20 protein-coding genes are annotated in these 16437 nt (G+C 67.5%); 11 read left to right on the plus strand and 9 right to left on the minus strand.

Annotated features, from left to right (window positions below; genetic code table 11):
• Positions 1-63 precede the first annotated feature (63 nt).
• Positions 64-1713: a Na+/H+ antiporter gene (locus tag ACZK3W_RS02170; protein ID WP_478450381.1), complete on the plus strand. Its 1650-nt coding sequence runs from the start codon at positions 64-66 to the stop codon at positions 1711-1713.
• A 90-nt stretch (positions 1714-1803) separates the two neighbouring features.
• Here ACZK3W_RS02170 and ACZK3W_RS02175 read toward each other — a convergent pair whose 3' ends face one another.
• Entirely contained in the window at positions 1804-2052 is a 249-nt protein-coding gene (locus tag ACZK3W_RS02175; RefSeq protein WP_032128750.1) for a DUF3297 family protein, read from the minus strand.
• A 90-nt stretch (positions 2053-2142) separates the two neighbouring features.
• Between ACZK3W_RS02175 and ACZK3W_RS02180 the strand changes: the two genes are divergently transcribed.
• Positions 2143-2685 (plus strand): DUF6630 family protein, encoded by a 543-nt coding sequence (locus ACZK3W_RS02180; protein ID WP_005407911.1) that lies wholly within the window; start codon positions 2143-2145, stop codon positions 2683-2685.
• Between the two features lie 39 nt (positions 2686-2724).
• Here the strand turns inward: ACZK3W_RS02180 and ACZK3W_RS02185 are convergent, their stop codons facing one another.
• The 5 genes from ACZK3W_RS02185 to msrB form a co-directional block, all read right to left on the minus strand.
• Positions 2725-3000 carry a DUF4031 domain-containing protein gene (locus tag ACZK3W_RS02185; RefSeq protein ID WP_032128749.1) on the minus strand — a complete coding sequence of 92 codons (276 nt, stop codon included), beginning with the start codon at positions 2998-3000 and terminating at the stop codon, positions 2725-2727.
• A 13-nt stretch (positions 3001-3013) separates the two neighbouring features.
• Complete coding sequence (locus ACZK3W_RS02190; RefSeq protein WP_032128748.1) at positions 3014-3511, minus strand: hypothetical protein; 498 nt, start codon at positions 3509-3511, stop codon at positions 3014-3016.
• A 128-nt stretch (positions 3512-3639) separates the two neighbouring features.
• Positions 3640-4578 (minus strand): flagellar motor protein MotB, encoded by a 939-nt coding sequence (motB, locus tag ACZK3W_RS02195; protein WP_049398339.1) that lies wholly within the window; start codon positions 4576-4578, stop codon positions 3640-3642.
• A gap of 3 nt (positions 4579-4581) precedes the next feature.
• A complete protein-coding gene (gene motA, locus ACZK3W_RS02200) occupies positions 4582-5436 on the minus strand; it encodes a flagellar motor stator protein MotA (RefSeq protein WP_032128746.1) in 855 nt (284 codons plus the stop codon).
• Positions 5437-5527: 91 nt separating this feature from the next.
• Entirely contained in the window at positions 5528-5995 is a 468-nt protein-coding gene (gene msrB / locus ACZK3W_RS02205) for a peptide-methionine (R)-S-oxide reductase MsrB (RefSeq protein WP_005415117.1), read from the minus strand.
• Positions 5996-6135: 140 nt separating this feature from the next.
• On the opposite strand from msrB, the gene ACZK3W_RS02210 reads away from it, so the two are divergent.
• Together ACZK3W_RS02210 and ACZK3W_RS02215 are read left to right on the plus strand one after the other, a co-directional pair.
• A complete protein-coding gene (locus ACZK3W_RS02210) occupies positions 6136-6513 on the plus strand; it encodes a hypothetical protein (protein ID WP_049398340.1) in 378 nt (125 codons plus the stop codon).
• A 144-nt stretch (positions 6514-6657) separates the two neighbouring features.
• A complete protein-coding gene (locus ACZK3W_RS02215) occupies positions 6658-6843 on the plus strand; it encodes a hypothetical protein (protein WP_049424811.1) in 186 nt (61 codons plus the stop codon).
• 56 nt (positions 6844-6899) lie between these two features.
• Here the strand turns inward: ACZK3W_RS02215 and ACZK3W_RS02220 are convergent, their stop codons facing one another.
• The gene (locus ACZK3W_RS02220; protein ID WP_005407919.1) at positions 6900-7379 is read right to left on the minus strand and encodes a winged helix-turn-helix transcriptional regulator; all 480 of its coding nucleotides are present in this window, start codon (positions 7377-7379) and stop codon (positions 6900-6902) included.
• Positions 7380-7528: 149 nt separating this feature from the next.
• Here ACZK3W_RS02220 and ACZK3W_RS02225 point away from each other — a divergent pair, with 149 nt between their 5' ends.
• Both ACZK3W_RS02225 and alr read left to right on the plus strand, forming a co-directional pair.
• A complete protein-coding gene (locus ACZK3W_RS02225; protein WP_032128742.1) occupies positions 7529-8833 on the plus strand; it encodes a D-amino acid dehydrogenase in 1305 nt (434 codons plus the stop codon).
• Positions 8812-9882, plus strand: a complete 1071-nt coding sequence (gene alr / locus ACZK3W_RS02230) for an alanine racemase (RefSeq protein WP_478450382.1) — start codon at positions 8812-8814, stop codon at positions 9880-9882. Before ACZK3W_RS02225 ends, alr begins: the two co-directional genes overlap by 22 nt.
• 299 nt (positions 9883-10181) lie before the next feature.
• Here the strand turns inward: alr and ACZK3W_RS02235 are convergent, their stop codons facing one another.
• A complete protein-coding gene (locus ACZK3W_RS02235; RefSeq protein WP_478450383.1) occupies positions 10182-10745 on the minus strand; it encodes a DUF3016 domain-containing protein in 564 nt (187 codons plus the stop codon).
• A gap of 244 nt (positions 10746-10989) precedes the next feature.
• On the opposite strand from ACZK3W_RS02235, the gene ACZK3W_RS02240 reads away from it, so the two are divergent.
• Both ACZK3W_RS02240 and ACZK3W_RS02245 read left to right on the plus strand, forming a co-directional pair.
• On the plus strand, positions 10990-12978 hold the full coding sequence (locus tag ACZK3W_RS02240; RefSeq protein ID WP_478450823.1) for a hybrid sensor histidine kinase/response regulator: 1989 nt from the start codon (positions 10990-10992) through the stop codon (positions 12976-12978).
• Positions 12979-13021: 43 nt separating this feature from the next.
• On the plus strand, positions 13022-13312 hold the full coding sequence (locus ACZK3W_RS02245) for a DUF3247 family protein (protein ID WP_024957100.1): 291 nt from the start codon (positions 13022-13024) through the stop codon (positions 13310-13312).
• A gap of 160 nt (positions 13313-13472) precedes the next feature.
• Here the strand turns inward: ACZK3W_RS02245 and ACZK3W_RS02250 are convergent, their stop codons facing one another.
• A complete protein-coding gene (locus ACZK3W_RS02250) occupies positions 13473-13736 on the minus strand; it encodes a hypothetical protein (RefSeq protein WP_005407925.1) in 264 nt (87 codons plus the stop codon).
• Between the two features lie 158 nt (positions 13737-13894).
• Here ACZK3W_RS02250 and ACZK3W_RS02255 point away from each other — a divergent pair, with 158 nt between their 5' ends.
• Genes ACZK3W_RS02255 through ACZK3W_RS02265 form a run of 3 tightly spaced genes read left to right on the plus strand, consistent with a single transcriptional unit; the run spans position 13895 to position 16337 of the window.
• The gene (locus ACZK3W_RS02255) at positions 13895-14959 is read left to right on the plus strand and encodes a class I SAM-dependent methyltransferase (protein ID WP_478450384.1); all 1065 of its coding nucleotides are present in this window, start codon (positions 13895-13897) and stop codon (positions 14957-14959) included.
• Entirely contained in the window at positions 14956-15657 is a 702-nt protein-coding gene (locus ACZK3W_RS02260; protein ID WP_279913795.1) for a pseudouridine synthase, read from the plus strand. The genes ACZK3W_RS02255 and ACZK3W_RS02260 overlap by 4 nt, the downstream gene beginning before the upstream one ends.
• On the plus strand, positions 15654-16337 hold the full coding sequence (locus ACZK3W_RS02265) for an HAD family hydrolase (RefSeq protein ID WP_125892451.1): 684 nt from the start codon (positions 15654-15656) through the stop codon (positions 16335-16337). Before ACZK3W_RS02260 ends, ACZK3W_RS02265 begins: the two co-directional genes overlap by 4 nt.
• Positions 16338-16437 lie beyond the last annotated feature (100 nt).

The raw sequence follows: 16437 nt of genomic DNA on the forward strand, positions 1-16437 counted from the left end.
GTTTTTTCCGGGTTTCCGGCGCTGGCTTGCGAGCCTCCCCGCGCGCCGCTTCCTGGAAGAAGCATGCATACCATTGAAGTCGTCCTGGCGATGCTGGTGGCCGTTGTCGCCAGCGGCTACCTGGTTCGTGTCCTGCCGTTCTCGTTGCCGCTGCCGCTGGTGCAGATCGGCCTGGGTGCGGTCATCGCCGGCGTGTTCAACCGCGGCCACGCGCTGGAGCCGGAGGTGTTCTTCCTGCTGTTCCTGCCGCCGCTGCTGTTCCTGGATGGCTGGCGTATTCCCAAACAGGGCCTGTTCCGCGACAAGGGCGCGATCCTCGAGCTGGCGTTCGGCCTGGTGGTGTTCACCGTCATCGGCGCCGGCTTCCTCATCCACTGGCTGATTCCGGTGATGCCGCTGGCGGTGTGCTTCGCGCTGGCGGCCATCGTGTCGCCGACCGACCCGGTGGCGGTCGGGGCCATCGCTTCCAAGGCGCCGATTCCCAAGCGCCTGATGCACATCCTTGAGGGCGAGTCGCTGCTGAACGATGCCTCGGGCCTGGTCTGCTTCCGCTTCGCGGTGGCGGCAGTGATGACCGGCACCTTCTCGCTGGCCACCGCCTCGCTGACCTTCGTGTGGGTGGCGGTGGCCGGCCTCGCCGTGGGCGTGGCGGTGACGCTGGGCGTGTCGACCTTCCAGCGCTGGCTGTGGCGCCGCTTCGGCGAAGAGCCGGGCGCGGCGATGCTGGTCAACCTGCTGATTCCGTTCGCAGCCTATCTGCTGGCCGAAGAGATCCATGCCTCGGGCATCCTCGCCGCGGTCGCCGCCGGTATCGCGATGAGCTATGTCGAGCTGACCGGACGCGTCTCCGGCAGCATGCGCGTGCAGCGCGCCGGGGTCTGGAACATGCTGCAGTTCAGCTTCAACGGCATCATGTTCGTGCTGCTGGGCGAGCAGCTGCCGGGCATCGTCGAACGCGCCACCACCACCATGAACGAGACCGGCCACCAGAGTGCGTGGTGGCTGCTGGTGTATGTGGTGGTGATCAATCTGGCACTGGTCGTGCTGCGCCTGTTGTGGGTGTGGTTGTCGCTGCGCTGGAACCTGCTGCGCGCGCGCCGTCGCGGCCTGGAGCGGGGCGAGGCACCGAACTGGCGCATCGTGGTGGCGACCTCGGTGGCCGGCGTGCGCGGTGCGATCACCCTGGCCGGTGTGTTGACCCTGCCGCTGTTCCTGCCCGACGGCAGTGCGTTCCCGGCGCGTGACCTGGTGATCTTCCTGGCCGCATCGGTGATCCTGTTCTCGCTGCTGGGCGCCAGCATCGCGCTGCCACAGCTGCTGAAGGGCCTGCAGCTGCCGGCTGACTCGGGCGAGCGCAAGGAAGAGGACCTGGCACGCCGGCTGTCGTCGAAGGCCGCGCTGGCCGGGGTCGAGCGCATGCGCCAGCAGCTGGTGATGAACCAGAACACCGAGAACGTGCAGCTGTACAACGACGCCGCCTCGCGGGTGAGCCTGCTCTACCAGCGCCACCTGGAGCGCGACAGTGATGGGCCCGACGTGGACCCGGAGAAGGTGCGGCGCATGGAACTGGGTTACCGCCAGCTGCGCAGCGCCGGCCTGAATGCCGAGCGCGAGGAACTGTTCCGGCTGACCCGGCGTGGGGTGATCTCCGATGAGATCTCGCGGCGCCTGATCCGCAACCTGGACCTGCTGGAATCGCGCAAGCGCGAGTGACCCTGCCCCGAAACGTAGAGTCGAGCTTGCTCGACTGCTCTTTCGCAAAGCAGGCGAGCAAGCTCGACTCTACCGATCCCACGGCGCGGGTTATTCCGGCTTCTGGTCCAGGAAATACGCCTCGACCTTGCCCTTGACCTTGATGGTCATCGGGTTGCCGCGGCGGTCGCGGGCCTTGCCGGCCTGCACGCGGATCCAGCCTTCGCTGACCGAGTATTCCTCGACGTTGTCGCGCTCGACGTCGTTGAAACGCACGCCAACGCCGCGCTCCAGCGCCTGCGCATCATGGAAGGGGCTGGCCGGGTTGATCGCCAGGTGGTCGGGAGGGGTATCGCTCATCGCTTCATTCACAGTGACGGCCACCAAGGCCGGCTTCAGCGGCACAGGATAAACCGTAGAATGCCGGCCTGCCCCAGAGGAAGTTCCGCCATGCCCGACAACAGCGACTATTTCGACTTCGAGGAAGACATCCACGACTTCGACGAAGACGGCTTCGAGGCGCGGGTCTGGAACCTGCTGGTGCTGATCAACCCGGGTGACGAGGAACTGGCCCTGCAGCAGTTCAACCGCTGGCGCGAGCACCTGGCCGAGGACGGGCAGCCGCTGGAAGCGGACAGCGACTGGCTGCCGGCGCTGTTCACGGCCATTGCCTGGCAGTCCGGTTTCGAGGTGGAACGAGATGACCTGGAATCGCTGCAGTCGGCGGTGAACGAGCTGTCGGCGCGCTTCAACCTGCAGCTGGACTGGGGCGGCGACCTGGACGACGAGGACTTCGCCGAAGACCTGGACGGCGTGCAGCTGATGTCCACCGCCTTCGACCGCCTGCGCGAGCACAACTACACGCTGTGGAGCGTCGATGCCGGCAGCGACGGCTTCACCGGCGTGATGGCGCTGACCCGCGACGACGACGCGATGCTGGCGCTGTGCTCGCTGCTGAACGTGGAAATCCGGCTGGGCAGCGACCCGTTCTGAGATTGATTGGTAGCGCCGGGCCATGCCCGGCGCTACCATCTACGGCCGGTACTGCGCCCTGGCGTTGGCGATCACCGCTTTGACCTGCTCGCGGTCGGTGTGCCTTGAGATCGCCTGCGCGCCGAGCGCGATCGCCTGCGTACGCAGCTCGGCGGTGACGTCGTAGTGGGCGCCGCTGGCCTTGTTCTGGAAGGCCCGCGGGGGAATGCCGAGCTGCGCCGCCATCGCGTGCAGCTCGGCCAGGGTGTCGGCCATCAGGTGCGCCCAGCGCTGTCCGCGCCAGGGATGCACCGCGTCATCGACGTAGACCGTCACCGCCGCGGCCGGTTCAGGCCTGCGGCTTGCTGTCGCTGTCAGCGGCCGGAGCGGCCGGAGCGGCCTCGGCAGCGGCTTCTTCGGCCACGTCGCCCTCGGCGGCTTCGCCTTCCTCGCCCTCAGCAGCGTCGACGCCTTCGAACTCGGCGACCAGCTTGTCCAGGTACTCGTCGGCGGTCTGCTCGGATTCGGCGGCCAGGGTGTCCAGCAGCTTCTGCAGCAGTTCGGAGTACTCCAGGTTGACCTTGCGGCCTTCCTTCTCCTGCACGTTGGCCAGGTGCTTGAGCATGGCCAGCATCGGTACCGGGTTCTCGGCATTGCCCATGGTCTGGCCGCCGATGGCCAGCAGCCACTCACGGCCCTGCAGGCCGATGGCCGCGACCACCTGGCCGTCTTCGTTGGTCAGCACGGCATGGTTCTGCACCTGCTGCTGCGCGTTCAGGCGGAGGAACGGGCGCTTGGCCTGCTGCTTCTTGCGCTTGTCGCGCTTGGCCTTGGAGTTCTGGGACATGGGGTGGAGTCACCTGGAAACGGAAAGACCGCCATTGTAGCGGGTGCGCCGGGTCATGCCCCTGGTAGGTGCGGACCTTGGTCCGAACGCTTTTCCCGGATGTGCGGACCAAGGTCCGCACCTACCATTTACTTTGCCGGCCCCTGCGCGGCCTGCACGTCCGGGTCGGCGGCGGGGGCCGACAGCCCCACCTGCGGGCCGGCACCGGCCAGGGCGGCCGCTTCGGCGGCCTGGGTCATCACCACGATGCTGATGCGGCGGTTGATCGGATTCTGCGGGTCGGCCTTGTCGAACAGCACCGACGAAGACAGGCCGACCACGCGGGTGATCTTGCTGTCCTCCAGGCCGCCGTCCACCAGTGCGCGCCGTGCGGCGTTGGCACGATCGGCGCTTAGTTCCCAGTTGCCGTAGCCGCGCGCGGCCGAATAGGCGGTGATGTCGGTGTGGCCGGTCAGGCTGATCCGGTTCGGCACGTGGTTCAGGTAATTGGCCAGCTCGTGCAGGATCTGCTGCGTGTACGGCTTCAGCGTGGCGCTGCCGAGGTCGAACATCGGCCGGTTCTGCTTGTCCACGATCTGGATGCGCAGGCCTTCCGGGGTCAGATCCAGCAGCAGCTGGTCCTTGAACGGCTCCAGTGCCTGGCTCTTGCTGATCGCTTCCTGCAGTTCCTTCATCAGCGCTTCCAGCTGCTGCTTGTCGCGCTGCTGCTGGTCCACCGGCTGCGGCACGGCTTCCTTCTGGTTCTGGAAGGGATCGTTGCTGCTGCCCCGCGAGATGTCGGTGGCACCACCGAGCTTGATCATCGAGGTGCTGGCGCCACCCGGGCCGGCCATGCCGGGCGCCGGCGTGGCGTTCTGCCCGCTCAGCGGGCTGGGGTTGCGGAAGTACTCGGAAATGGCCGCACGGTCGTTCTTGTTGGTGGTGGCCATCAGCCACAGCACCAGGAAGAAGGCCATCATCGCGGTCACGAAGTCGGCATAGGCCACCTTCCACGAACCGCCATGATGGGCGGCGTGGCCGGCCTTCTTGACCCGGCGGACGATGACGGTGGGCTTGGTCTCGGCCATGGCTTACTTGACCGTCTTCAGGTGCTGCTCGAAATCGGAGAAGGCCGGGCGCACGTTCGACGGCAGCGTCTTGCGGGCGAATTCCAGCGCGATCTTCGGGTTGTAGCCACGCAGGCAGGCCAGCAGCGCGGTCTTCACCGATTCGTAGATGCGGCTGTCCTGCTCGGCGCGCGCTTCCATGGCGGCTGCCATCGGGCCGACGAAGCCATAGCCCAGCAGGATGCCCAGGAAGGTGCCGACCAGCGCGCCGGCCACATGGCCGCCGACCTCGACGATATCCCCGCCGATCGAACCCATGGTGATGACGATGCCGAGCACCGCCGCAACGATGCCGAAACCGGGCAGTCCGTCGGCGACCTTGGTCAGCACCTGCGACGGCGCCATGGCCTCGGCGTGGTGCTTTTCCAGCTCCAGTTCCAGCAGCGGCTCCAGCTCGTGTGGCTCGATGTTGCTGCCGATCATCAGGCGCAGGCAGTCGGTGATGAAGTCGATCAGGTGGTGGTCGGCCTGCACCTTGGGGTAGTTGCCGAACAGCGCGCTTTCGGCCGGGCGCTCGACGTGGTCTTCCAGCGCCATGAAGCCTTCGCGGCGGGCCTTGTTGAGCAGTTCGTAGAGCAGGCTGAGCACATCGATGTAGTCCTGCTGCTTGTAGCGCGGGCCCTTGAACACGCCGACCATGGCCTGCAGGGTCTGCTTGACCGTCTTGGCCGGGGTGCCGACCAGGAAGGCGCCGAGCGCGGCGCCGCCGATGATGACCAGCTCGTAGGGCTGCCAGAGGGCACCCAGGCGGCCGTGGGCGCCGAGATAGCCCCCGATCACGCTGACGATGACGACCAGGAATCCAACGATGATGAGCATGGGGCGACGCAAGGAGAGGGGATATCTCCTTGTCGGCCCGTCGCCCGGATTTCTGAAGAGGGAATTCTGTGAAATCGGTCAGCGGGGTGTTTCAGCCCGCCACGCCGCTTTCGGCGCCGCCACGCTGCAACGGGTCGGGCCAGGGCTCGCCATTGCCGGTGAACGAAAGTGAGACGGAGTTCAGGCAGTGGCGCTCGTAGGTGGGCGGCGGGCCGTCCGGGAATACGTGGCCCAGATGGCTGCCACAGCGCGCACAGGTGATCTCGGTGCGGACCATGCCGTGGCTGGTATCGCGGATTTCGCGCACGTGTGCCGGGTCGAACGGGGCGAAGAAGCTCGGCCAACCGGTGCCGGAATCGAACTTGGTGCTGGAGCGGAACAGCGGCAGCGCGCACAGCCGGCAGCAGTAAACGCCCTCGCGCTTGTTGTCGAGGAACACGCCGCAGAACGGCGCCTCGGTACCGTGCTGCAGCAGCACGCGGCGCTCTTCACTGCTGAGGCCAGCGATCAGCGCCTCGGTCTGGGTGGCGGTGGGGGGCGTCAGGTCGAAGGCAGTCATGGCGGCGCTCCGTGGGGTTGATGGCCTGGGGATGGCGGAAAACGTGGGGGTGCCGGCGCGCGCTTGCAAGTGTGATGGCCGTTCATGGCCGGCACACAGGTGCAGGCGCAAGGTAAATGTGATCCACGCCGGAGCGTGACATGAAACCGACCCTTTCCCTGCTGTTGATGGCCCTGTTGCCCCTGGTCGCGCAGGCCCAGGTACCGACGTCGTCGAGCCCGACCGCCACCCGCAGTGCCACCACCGTGGCACCGCAGCCGGTGATGCCGCCGCCGCAGGCCGCTCGCCCGCAGCCGCAGGTCCTGCCGTCGCCGCAGCCGGCGCAGCCGATCAGGTCCACCGGCCCCGCCCAGATCGCGCCCACCCCGGCGCCGAAGCCGGCCGACAAGGTGTACGACCGCAATGGCCGCATCGTCCCCGGGGTGCGGCCGGCCGGTCCGAACCGCGTATTCGATTCGCGCACCGGCCGCTATTACGACAGCGTGCCGGCCGGTGACGGCCAGCAGATCAAGCGCTGATCTCGGGTGCCAGCCAAGGTTGGCAGCTACCGCACGCTGTCCGGCCTGAACGCACGAAAACAACCTGCTGCAGATCACTGCTTTTTCGCCTGCGATTAACCGTTCCGGGACCAACGTGACCGTGCGCCGGCATTCCGCCGCCGCATGTCCTTCGTCCACTGGATCGCGATCATGAAAAACCAGCAGAACCGTCATCCCGGCAAGGAACCGCAGGGCCGCAACCCGCAGCAACAGCAACAGCAGCAACAGCAACAGATGGACCCGCAGCAGCCGCACAAGGGCGGCAAACAGCAGGAACAGCGCTCGCAGAAGCATCCGCAGCAGCGCTGACGGACCCGGGGGTCAGAGCCCGCTGCACGGGATCTGGCCCCACTACCGTTCCGGACTCAATCCGGAATTGGCAGGCTCAGCGTTTCCTTCACTTCTTCCATCACGATGTAGCTCTTCGACTCTCGTACATGCGGCAGTGTCAGCAAGGTGCTGCCGAGCAGCTTGCGGTAGGAGGCCATTTCGCTGATCCGCGCCTTCAGCAGGTAATCGAAGTCGCCCGAGACCAGATGGCACTCCAGCACGTTGGGCAGCTTCAGGGCCGCGCGCCGGAACTCCTCGAAGATGTCGCCAGACTTGTAGGCCAGGCTGATCTCCACGAACACCAGCAGGCTGGCTTTCACCGCCGCCGGATCGAGGTGGGCGTGGTAGCCGGTGATCACCCCTTCGCGCTCGAGGCGGCGCACGCGCTCGGTGCACGGGGTGGTGGACAGGCCGACCCGCTCGCCCAGTTCGGTGAAGGAGATACGGCCCTCGGCCTGCAGGATGCGCAGGATCTTGCGATCGATCTTGTCCAGTTCGCGGGTACGGGTGGCCATGGCCGTCAACCTTGGGGAATGAATTGCAGGGGAACATCCTGCCGGTTGATTGCAAATCAGGCAAATCAACTGGGAATGGCTGTCTATACTTCCCCAATTATGGTCCCGGCACGCTCCAGTGCAGGGAATGATCGGGTTGGAGAAGTCCCATGCGAGTCCTAGTTCTCGGCAGCGGCGTGATCGGCACCACCAGTGCCTGGTACCTGCGACAGGCCGGGTTTGAAGTCACGGTCATCGACCGTCAGCCCGGCCCGGCGCTGGAAACCAGCTTCGCCAATGCCGGCCAGCTGTCGTTCGGCTACACCTCGCCGTGGGCCGCCCCGGGCGTGCCGAAGAAGGCGATCGGCTGGCTGTTCGAAAAGCACGCGCCGCTGGCGATCAAGCCGGGCATGGACCTGGCCCAGTACCGCTGGCTGTGGCAGATGCTGCGCAACTGCACCCACGAGCGCTACGCGATCAACAAGGCGCGCATGGTGCGCATGTCCGAGTACAGCCGCGACTGCCTGAACGAGCTGCGCGCGCAGATCGGCATCGAGTTCGAAGGCCGCGACCTAGGCACCACCCAGCTGTTCCGCACCCAGCAGCAGCTGGATGCCTCGGCGCAGGACATCGAGATCCTGGCCCAGTACGGCGTGCCGTACGAGGTACTGGACCGCGCCGGCATCATCCAGGCCGAACCGGCCCTGGCCCATGTCGATGGCCTGGTCGGCGCGCTGCGCCTGCCGCGTGACCAGACCGGCGACTGCCAGCTGTTCACCCGCCGCTTGGCGCAGATGTGCGTGGATGCCGGTGTCGAGTTCCGTTTCGACCAGGACATCACCGGCCTGGAGTTCGATGGCGATCGCATCACCGGCGTACGCATCGATGGCAAGCTGGAAACCGCCGACCGCTTCGTGGTCGCACTCGGCAGCTATTCGCCGGCGCTGGTCGCATCGCTGGGCATGCGCCTGCCGGTGTATCCGCTGAAGGGCTACTCGCTGACCCTGCCGATCACCGACCCGGCGATGGCGCCGACCTCGACCATCCTCGATGAGAGCTACAAGGTGGCGGTCACCCGTTTCGACGACCGCATCCGCGTCGGTGGCATGGCCGAAGTGGCCGGCTTCGACCTGTCGCTGTCACAGCGCCGTCGCGAGACCCTGGAGCTGGTGGTCAGCGATCTCTACCCGAAGGGCGGCGACCTGTCGCGCGCGCAGTTCTGGACCGGCCTGCGCCCGGCCACGCCGGACGGTACGCCGGTGATCGGCGCCACGCCATTCCGCAACCTGTACCTCAACACCGGCCACGGCACGCTGGGCTGGACCATGGCCTGCGGCTCGGGCCGCTACCTGGCCGACCTGATGAGCGCGCGCCAGCCGCAGATCAGCACCGAAGGCCTGGATATTTTCCGCTACGGCCAGTACGGTCACGCGCCGCAACAAGAGAACCGCACATGCGTCCTGCCCGCGCGCTGATCGATCTGGGCGCCCTGCGCAGCAACTACCGGCTCGCCCGTGAACTGGGCGGTGGCAAGGCCCTGGCGATCATCAAGGCCGATGCCTATGGCCACGGCGCAGTGCGCTGTGCGCAGGCACTGGAAGGCGAGGCCGATGGTTTCGGCGTGGCCACCATCGAAGAGGCGCTGGAACTGCGCCAGGCCGGCATCCGTGCGCCGATCCTGCTGCTGGAAGGCATCTTCGAGCCCAGCGACATGGCGCTGGTGGCCGAACACGATTTCTGGTTCGCGGTGGGCTCGCCGTGGCAGCTGGAAGCCCTGGTCGCGTTCGACAGCCCGCGCCCGCTGACGGTGTGGCTGAAGCTGGACAGCGGCATGCATCGCCTCGGCCTGGACGTGGACAGCTTCCGCGCCGCGCATGCACGCCTGTCGGCGCTGCCGCAGGTCGAACGCATCGTGCTGATGACCCACCTGGCGCGTGCCGACGAGCTGGATAGCGAACGCACCCACGAGCAGGCGGCGACGTTCGCGCGGGCCATCGACGGCCTCGATGGCGAGACCAGTGTGTGCAACTCGCCGGCGCTGCTGGGCTGGCCGGATGTACGCAGCGACTGGGTGCGCCCGGGCCTGATGCTGTACGGCGCCAATCCGCTGCCTGACAACACCGTACTGACCGAGCGCCTGCGCCCGGTGATGACGATGCAGTCGAAGGTGATCGCCGAACGCTGGATCGAGGCCGGTGAGCCGGTGGGCTATGGCGCGCGCTTCGTGGCCAAGGCACGCACCCGCGTGGGCGTGGTCGCGCTCGGCTATGCCGACGGTTATCCGCAGTTCGCCCCGAATGGCACCCCGGTGCTGATCGATGGTCAGCCCGGTGCCCTGATCGGGCGCGTGTCGATGGACATGCTGACCGTGGACCTGACCGCGCACGCGCAGGCCGGCATCGGCAGCGTGGTGGAACTGTGGGGCAGTGCACCGACGCTGTCCGAACTGGCGCCGCGCTGCGGCGTGAGTGCGTACCAGCTGCCCTGCGCGGTCAAGCGCGTGGCGAAGGTCTATCAGGACTGACCGAACGCTGGCCGTGCACGGCTCTGGTAGCGGCCGACCTTGGTCGGCGCTTTGAATGCGTGTCGACCAAGGTCGACACCTACCGACGGGCTTTACGCGCAGTGGTCGCCGGGCGCGGCTCTGGTAGCGGCCGACCTTGGTCGGCGCCGTGATTGCGTGTCGACCAAGGTCGACACCTACCGATGGGTCTAACGCGCAGTGGCCGCCGGGCGCGGTTCTGGTAGCGGCCGACCTTGGTCGGTGCCTTGAATGCGTGTCGACCAAGGTCGACACCTACCGGTGAGTCGCGTCGCCCGGGATCATCGCGCCGCGGTGGCCTGGCTGGCCAGCTGCCGCTTCACCCAGTCATCGATCAGGCGCTTCTCGTAGCGCAGCGGATCACTGTCGCTCTTCAGCCCCAGGTTGTGCAGGTAGCCGGTATCGCTGAGGCGCGCATCGCCCTCGCTGACGATACGGCCGCTGGCGCCCTTCAACGTGTACTGCAGGCTGATCCGCGGCGGGTAGATGTCACGCATGATCCGGATGTCGCGGCCACGCGGGCCATGCCACGGCTCGTAGTCACCGGCGCGCTTGATGTCGACCAGGGTCACATCGAGGGTCTGCCCAGGCTGCAGCGGCTTGGCGGCGGTGGTCTGCAGGTAGCGTGCCAGCTGCTGTACCCAGTCGCCACGCTCGGCCTCGAAGCGGTTGGTGCTCTGGCGGATCTCGGTGAATTTGGCCGGGTCCTCCCATTTCACGCTGACCGGGCCATCGGCCTGCAACGCACGTGGCGCGTCCGCATCGGTCACGGTGCGCGGTGCAGCGTTGGCGCCGCCCGCCACCAGGGCGCCTGCCAGCAGGGCAATCGCGAGTGAGCGTTTCATGACGGTCTCCTGCGTCCCCGCTATGGGGACGATGTTGATCACGGATCGAGTGTGATCCTGCGGCCGGGCCGCCGCAATGGCAGATTGCGTCATGCACAAGAGTGGTTGCCGCCAATTCATCGTCGTCAACCATGACTGACGGCGCTTGACGCTGTGAATACGCCCTTTGGAAGATGCTGTGCCTCCAACCCGGCCTGCACTGACGCCCTTGTCCACACTGCCGCCCCTTGTGGAGCGCCCACCGATGATGGTGCCGGCGCCCGAACCCGACCTGCATCATGGCGTGCTTGAGCGCATCAACGCCGGTTTCTGCGTGATCCAGGTGCTGTTCGAGGGCGATCGTGCGGTCGACTATCGTTTCATCGAGGTCAACGACGCCTTCGAGCGCCACACCGGCCTGAAGGATGCGCGTGGCCAGCGCATGACGGCGCTGGAACCGGGCCACGAGGAAGACTGGTTCCGTATCTACGGCGAAGTTGCCCGCAGTGGCCGGCCGGCACAGTTCGAGATGGAAGCGCGTGCGCTGGGCCGCTCGTTCGCGGTGGATGCGGTGCGCGTGGGCCGCCCGGGTGAGGACAAGGTCGGCATCCTGTTCTTCGACATCACCGCGCGCAAGCAGATGGAAGTGGAGCTGGGCGAAAGCGAAGCCCGCTTCAGTGCGCTGGCCGACGGTCTGCCGATGCCGGTGTGGGTGCTCGACGAGCGCGGCCATGCCCGTTTCGTCAACAGCGCTTTCAGTGAGTTCTTCGGCGGCGACGAGACGCGCGTGCCGGAAGACGTCTGGCGTGGCCTGGTGCACCCGGACGATGCGTCGGTGTTCGAGTACGAACTGCAGGAAGCGCTGAAGGCACAGCGGTCGATGCATGCGCTGGTGCGGGCCCGACGCGCCGATGGCGACTGGCGTTGGTTGGAGATGAACGCGCGCCCGCGCTTCTCGCGCATGGGCCGCTTCATCGGCCTGGCTGGCAGCAGCCCGGACGTGACCGAGCGCCGCGAGATCGAACTGGCACGCGAGGAACTGCTGCAGTCCGAACGCGCCGCGCGCAGCGCCGCCGAGAACATGGCGCGGCTGAAGGACGAGTTCCTGGCCACGCTGTCGCACGAGCTGCGCACGCCGCTGACCACCATCCTCGGTTGGAGCGAGCTGCTGCTGCAGCGCGTGGACAACACCAGCCCGCTGTACAAGGGCCTGAACGTGATCGCCAACAGCGCCGGTGCGCAGAAGCGGCTGATCTCGGACATGCTCGACCTCAGCAGCATGCTGCTGGGCAAGGTACAGCTGGAGGTGGAAGTGCTGGACCTGCGCACGCTGCTTGGCGAAGCCATCGGCGCGCAGGAACTGGTGGCCGAAGGCAAGGCGCTGGACGTGAACCTGCAGCTGCCCGAGCAGCCCAGCCTGGTATTGGGCGATGCCACGCGCCTGCAGCAGGTGTTCTGGAACCTGCTCTCGAATGCGATCAAGTTCACCCCGGCCGAGGGCCGCATCGACGTTCAGCTGCAGGCCGACGGCACCCACTGGGTGATTACGGTGCGCGATACCGGCGATGGCATCGCACCGGAGTTCCTCAACCACCTGTTCAGCCGCTTCCGCCAGGCCGATGGCACCACCACGCGCCGCCATGGCGGCCTCGGCCTGGGCCTGGCGATCGTGCAGCAGCTGGTCGAACTGCACGGCGGCACCGTCGCCGCCGCCAGCGAAGGCCATGGCCACGGCGCCACGTTCACCGTGCGCCTGCCCCAGCACCTGCCGGATGCCGAGCGCCGGCCGCTGCGCGAAGTCATCAGCGGGCCGATCCTGGAGCCGGTGATCGTCGAACCGTATCCGCTGCGGGGCATGCATGTGCTGGCGGTGGAAGACCAGCCGGAGGTGCTGGAGTACCTGCGGCGCATGCTGGAAGAGCAGGGCGCCAGCGTGTCGGCGGCCAGCTCGGCCGGCGAGGCACTGGCACTGCTGGCCGACACCGGCCATCTGCAGTACCACGTGATGCTGACCGACATCGGCATGCCGGGCATGGATGGCTATGGGCTGGTGCGCACCTTGCGCGAGGACATGGGCGTGGACGCGGCAACCTTGCCTGCGGTGGCGGTGACTGCACTGGCGCGTGCCGATGACCGCCGCCGCGCGCTGGCGTCGGGCTTCCAGGAGCATGTCGCCAAGCCGTACTCGGTGGCGCAGCTGGTGGCTGCCGTACGCAAGGTGCAGGTGCCGCGCGCGGACAGCGCGCTGCACTGAACATTCACGGCCGATCGGCGACCCTGCAATCAGGAGGTCGCCGATGTCCCGTATAGCTCCACGTATCCACACCGATCCGGCGCAGATCGCGCGCCTGGAAGCCCTGCTGCCGCAGCTGGATGGCGAAACGCAGGTGGAACTGATTCTGCACGATGGCCGCCGTCTGCTCGGCACGGTGGCCGTGAGGCCAACCGTGCAGCAATACCGCAACGTCGCTGGCGATGAAGGCAGCAACGGCCAGCTGCGCCTGGATGACTACGATACGCCGGTGCAGCAGCACCACGTGTGGCTGGACGAGATCGCCAGCATCCGCAGGTTGCCGCCCAGGGTCTGACGGCAACCTGCCAACCCCATCCACGCATGGCGTGGATCTACTGGAAAGGGCCACGCATGGATGTGCGTGACCTCGTCATCGGCCAGGCCTCATGCCGTCCACGCACAGCGTGGATTTTCCAGAGGTTGCAGTAGAGCCACGCCATGCGTGGCTGTTGGGATCAATGCTCGAACAACGTAGGCGTCGCCTCGAACCGGCGCGCGTAGGCGCGTTCTTCCGCCACCCTCGCCACCTCGTCGTCGGCCAGGTCCGGTGCGCCGTACACCGCATAGGCCACGCTTCCGTCGGCACCATGGCCGACCTGGTGCAGCCGGTAGCGCGAGTGGCCACCGCCGGTGTCCTCGGGGTAATGCACGGGCGGATGGCTGCCTTCCAGGTCCATTTCACTGTTGTCGACCACGCCACCGACGAACAAGGCTCGCATGCAGGTTCTCCTGGGTTTCCGGGGGGGAGCCTCTACCCTGAACGTTTCAATGTTGCTGGCAGATCAAGGCCCCGTTCGGGTTTCGCAAAGCGGCCGCCGGGGCCGGCCCGGCCAAGCCGGTACAATGGACGGCCCTCACGCTTGAAGTACCCGCGCCGATGGCCTCCAGCGACGACGCCCCCCTGCAGACCCTGTTCCTGCCGTTCTCCCAAGGCGCCCTGCGCTGGCCGGAGGGCCCGGTGGCCTTCCTGCGTGCCCGCGACGGCTGGCCGCTGCGCGAAGTGGCCGGCAACCGCGAAGTGCATTGCGAGCAGAGCTTTGCCCCGTTCGCGCAGCCGCTGCAGCAGGCCGCCGGCTGGACCGTCAGCGGCCAGCTGGATGACGTGGCCGGCAAGGGCCGCTACCCGCTGGTGCTGGTGCTGCCGCCGCGCCAGCGCGAGGAGGCCCGTGCCCTGTTCGCGCGCGCGCTGGCGCTGGTCGCCGACGGCGGCCGCATCGTCGCCTGCCAGTCCAACAACGAAGGCGCACGTTCGGGCGAGGGCGACCTCAAGCAACTGACCGGCCTCGGCGGCAGCCTGACCAAGAACCACTGTCGCGTGTACTGGACCGCCCCGATGCAGGGCCAGCACGACGCAGACCTGGCCAAGCGCTGGTCGGCACTGGATGCGGTGCGGCCGATCGTCGGCGGCCGTTTCCTCAGCCGCCCGGGCGTGTTCGCCTGGGATCGCATCGACCCGGCGTCGGCGCTGTTGGCCGAGCACCTGCCGGCCGACCTGGCCGGGCGTGCCGCCGACCTCGGCGCGGGCTATGGCTATCTGTCGCGCGAGCTGCTGGAGCGCTGCCCGAAGATCACCGCGCTGGATCTGTACGAAGCCGAGCAGCGTGCGCTGGCCCTTGCCGAACTGAACCTGGCGCCGCCGCCGCGCGCGCTGCCGCTGCGCTTCCTGTGGCAGGACGTCACCGGCGGCATCGAGTCGGGCTACGACGTCATCATCAGCAACCCGCCGTTCCACACGCCCTCGCGCGCCGATCGCCCGGATATCGGCCAGCGCTTCATCGCCGTGGCCGCGCAGGCGCTGCGCCCGGGCGGACGCCTGTACGTGGTGGCCAACCGCCACCTGCCGTACGAGTACACGCTCAACGAGAGCTTTGGCGCGGTGCGCGTGATCGCCGAGCGTGATGGCTTCAAGCTGGTGGAAGCGGTGAAGGGGAAGGGCAAGTGAAGCTGGTCAAGCTCATCGCCAACCTGGGCTATGGCAGCCGCAAGCAGGTGCAGTGGATGTTCCGCGAAGGCCGCGTCACCGACGCCGACGGCGAGGTGCTGTATGCCGACGACCAGGTGCCGCACGAGGCGATCCGGGTCGATGGCGAGCCGCTGGACCCGCCGGTGGGGCTGTCGATCGCGCTGCACAAGCCGGCCGGCTACACCTGTTCGACCAAGGACACCGGCCGCCTGATCTACGACCTGCTGCCGCCGCGCTTCCGCGACCGCGATCCGGTGCTGTCCACCGTGGGCCGCCTCGACCGCGAGACCAGCGGCCTGCTGCTGCTGACCGACGATGGCGGCCTGCTGCACCGGATCATCTCGCCGAAGTCGAAGCTGCCCAAGGTCTACGAAGTGGAACTGAGCGACGACCTGCGCGGCGACGAAGTGGCGTTGTTCGCCAGCGGTACGCTGATGCTGGAGTCCGAGAAGACCCCCCTGCTGCCGGCTGAACTGGAAGTGCTGGATGCGCGTCGCGCACGCCTGGTGCTGCATGAAGGCCGCTACCATCAGGTACGCCGCATGTTCGCCGCCACCGGCAACCACGTGCAGGCCCTGCACCGCAGCCGTGTCGGCGGGCTGGACCTGCGGGGACTGGACGAGGGGCAATGGCGGCAGCTCACCTCCACCGATCTGGATACGCTGTTCGCTCCATGACCACCATCGCTGCGCTGCCGTTCCTCCCCGACGCCGTCATCTTTGACATGGACGGCCTGATGATCGACAGCGAGCGGGTCTCGCTGGCCTGCTGGAGCGAGGCGGCCGACGAATTCGGGCTGGGTCTGGACGAGACGGTGTTCCTGCGCATGGTCGGCCTCGGCGACCGCGATACGCACGCCCTGTTGCGCGCGCAGGGCATCGAGGACAGCGTGATCGACGCGGTGGCTGCACGTTGCCATGAGCTGTACGAAGCACGCACACAGACCGGCCTGCCGCTGCGTCCGGGCATTCTGGAGCTGCTGGAGCTGCTGAAAGCGCACGCGGTACCGCGCGCGGTGGCAACCACCACGCGGCAGCCGCGGGCCAACCGCAAGCTGGCCGCGGCCGGCCTGCTGCCGTATTTCGATGCCGTGATCACCAGTGGTGATGTGGCGCGGCCGAAGCCGGCGCCGGATATCTACCTGCTGGCCGCGCAGCGGCTGGGCCAGGTGCCCGAGCGCTGCCTGGCGCTGGAAGATTCACCGGCCGGCACGCGTGCAGCGCTGGCTGCCGGCATGACCGTGATCCAGGTGCCGGACCTGGTGCATCCGGATGAAGAGCTGCGCGCACTGGGCCACCGCATCGTCGGCTCGCTGGTGGACGCGCACGCGCTGCTGCTGCCGCTGCTGCCGAGGTAACGGTGGGCGCCGACCGTGGGTCGGCACACCCAATGCCCCGGTAGGTGCCAACCTTGGTTGGCACGCCCAAACGCCCCGGTAGGTGCCGACCGTTGGTCGG

The organism is Stenotrophomonas sp. 80084_Sma (assembly GCF_056481995.1).

Coding starts and splice junctions, on each gene's coding strand:
- ACZK3W_RS02170 (WP_478450381.1), top strand. CDS start 64: ATGCATACCATTGAAGTCGTCCTGGCGATGCTGGTGGCCGTTGTCGCC.
- ACZK3W_RS02175 (WP_032128750.1), bottom strand. CDS start 2,052: ATGAGCGATACCCCTCCCGACCACCTGGCGATCAACCCGGCCAGCCCC.
- ACZK3W_RS02180 (WP_005407911.1), top strand. CDS start 2,143: ATGCCCGACAACAGCGACTATTTCGACTTCGAGGAAGACATCCACGAC.
- ACZK3W_RS02190 (WP_032128748.1), bottom strand. CDS start 3,511: ATGTCCCAGAACTCCAAGGCCAAGCGCGACAAGCGCAAGAAGCAGCAG.
- motB (WP_049398339.1), bottom strand. CDS start 4,578: ATGGCCGAGACCAAGCCCACCGTCATCGTCCGCCGGGTCAAGAAGGCC.
- motA (WP_032128746.1), bottom strand. CDS start 5,436: ATGCTCATCATCGTTGGATTCCTGGTCGTCATCGTCAGCGTGATCGGG.
- msrB (WP_005415117.1), bottom strand. CDS start 5,995: ATGACTGCCTTCGACCTGACGCCCCCCACCGCCACCCAGACCGAGGCG.
- ACZK3W_RS02210 (WP_049398340.1), top strand. CDS start 6,136: ATGAAACCGACCCTTTCCCTGCTGTTGATGGCCCTGTTGCCCCTGGTC.
- ACZK3W_RS02215 (WP_049424811.1), top strand. CDS start 6,658: ATGTCCTTCGTCCACTGGATCGCGATCATGAAAAACCAGCAGAACCGT.
- ACZK3W_RS02220 (WP_005407919.1), bottom strand. CDS start 7,379: ATGGCCACCCGTACCCGCGAACTGGACAAGATCGATCGCAAGATCCTG.
- ACZK3W_RS02225 (WP_032128742.1), top strand. CDS start 7,529: ATGCGAGTCCTAGTTCTCGGCAGCGGCGTGATCGGCACCACCAGTGCC.
- alr (WP_478450382.1), top strand. CDS start 8,812: ATGCGTCCTGCCCGCGCGCTGATCGATCTGGGCGCCCTGCGCAGCAAC.
- ACZK3W_RS02235 (WP_478450383.1), bottom strand. CDS start 10,745: ATGAAACGCTCACTCGCGATTGCCCTGCTGGCAGGCGCCCTGGTGGCG.
- ACZK3W_RS02240 (WP_478450823.1), top strand. CDS start 10,990: ATGATGGTGCCGGCGCCCGAACCCGACCTGCATCATGGCGTGCTTGAG.
- ACZK3W_RS02245 (WP_024957100.1), top strand. CDS start 13,022: ATGTCCCGTATAGCTCCACGTATCCACACCGATCCGGCGCAGATCGCG.
- ACZK3W_RS02250 (WP_005407925.1), bottom strand. CDS start 13,736: ATGCGAGCCTTGTTCGTCGGTGGCGTGGTCGACAACAGTGAAATGGAC.
- ACZK3W_RS02255 (WP_478450384.1), top strand. CDS start 13,895: ATGGCCTCCAGCGACGACGCCCCCCTGCAGACCCTGTTCCTGCCGTTC.
- ACZK3W_RS02265 (WP_125892451.1), top strand. CDS start 15,654: ATGACCACCATCGCTGCGCTGCCGTTCCTCCCCGACGCCGTCATCTTT.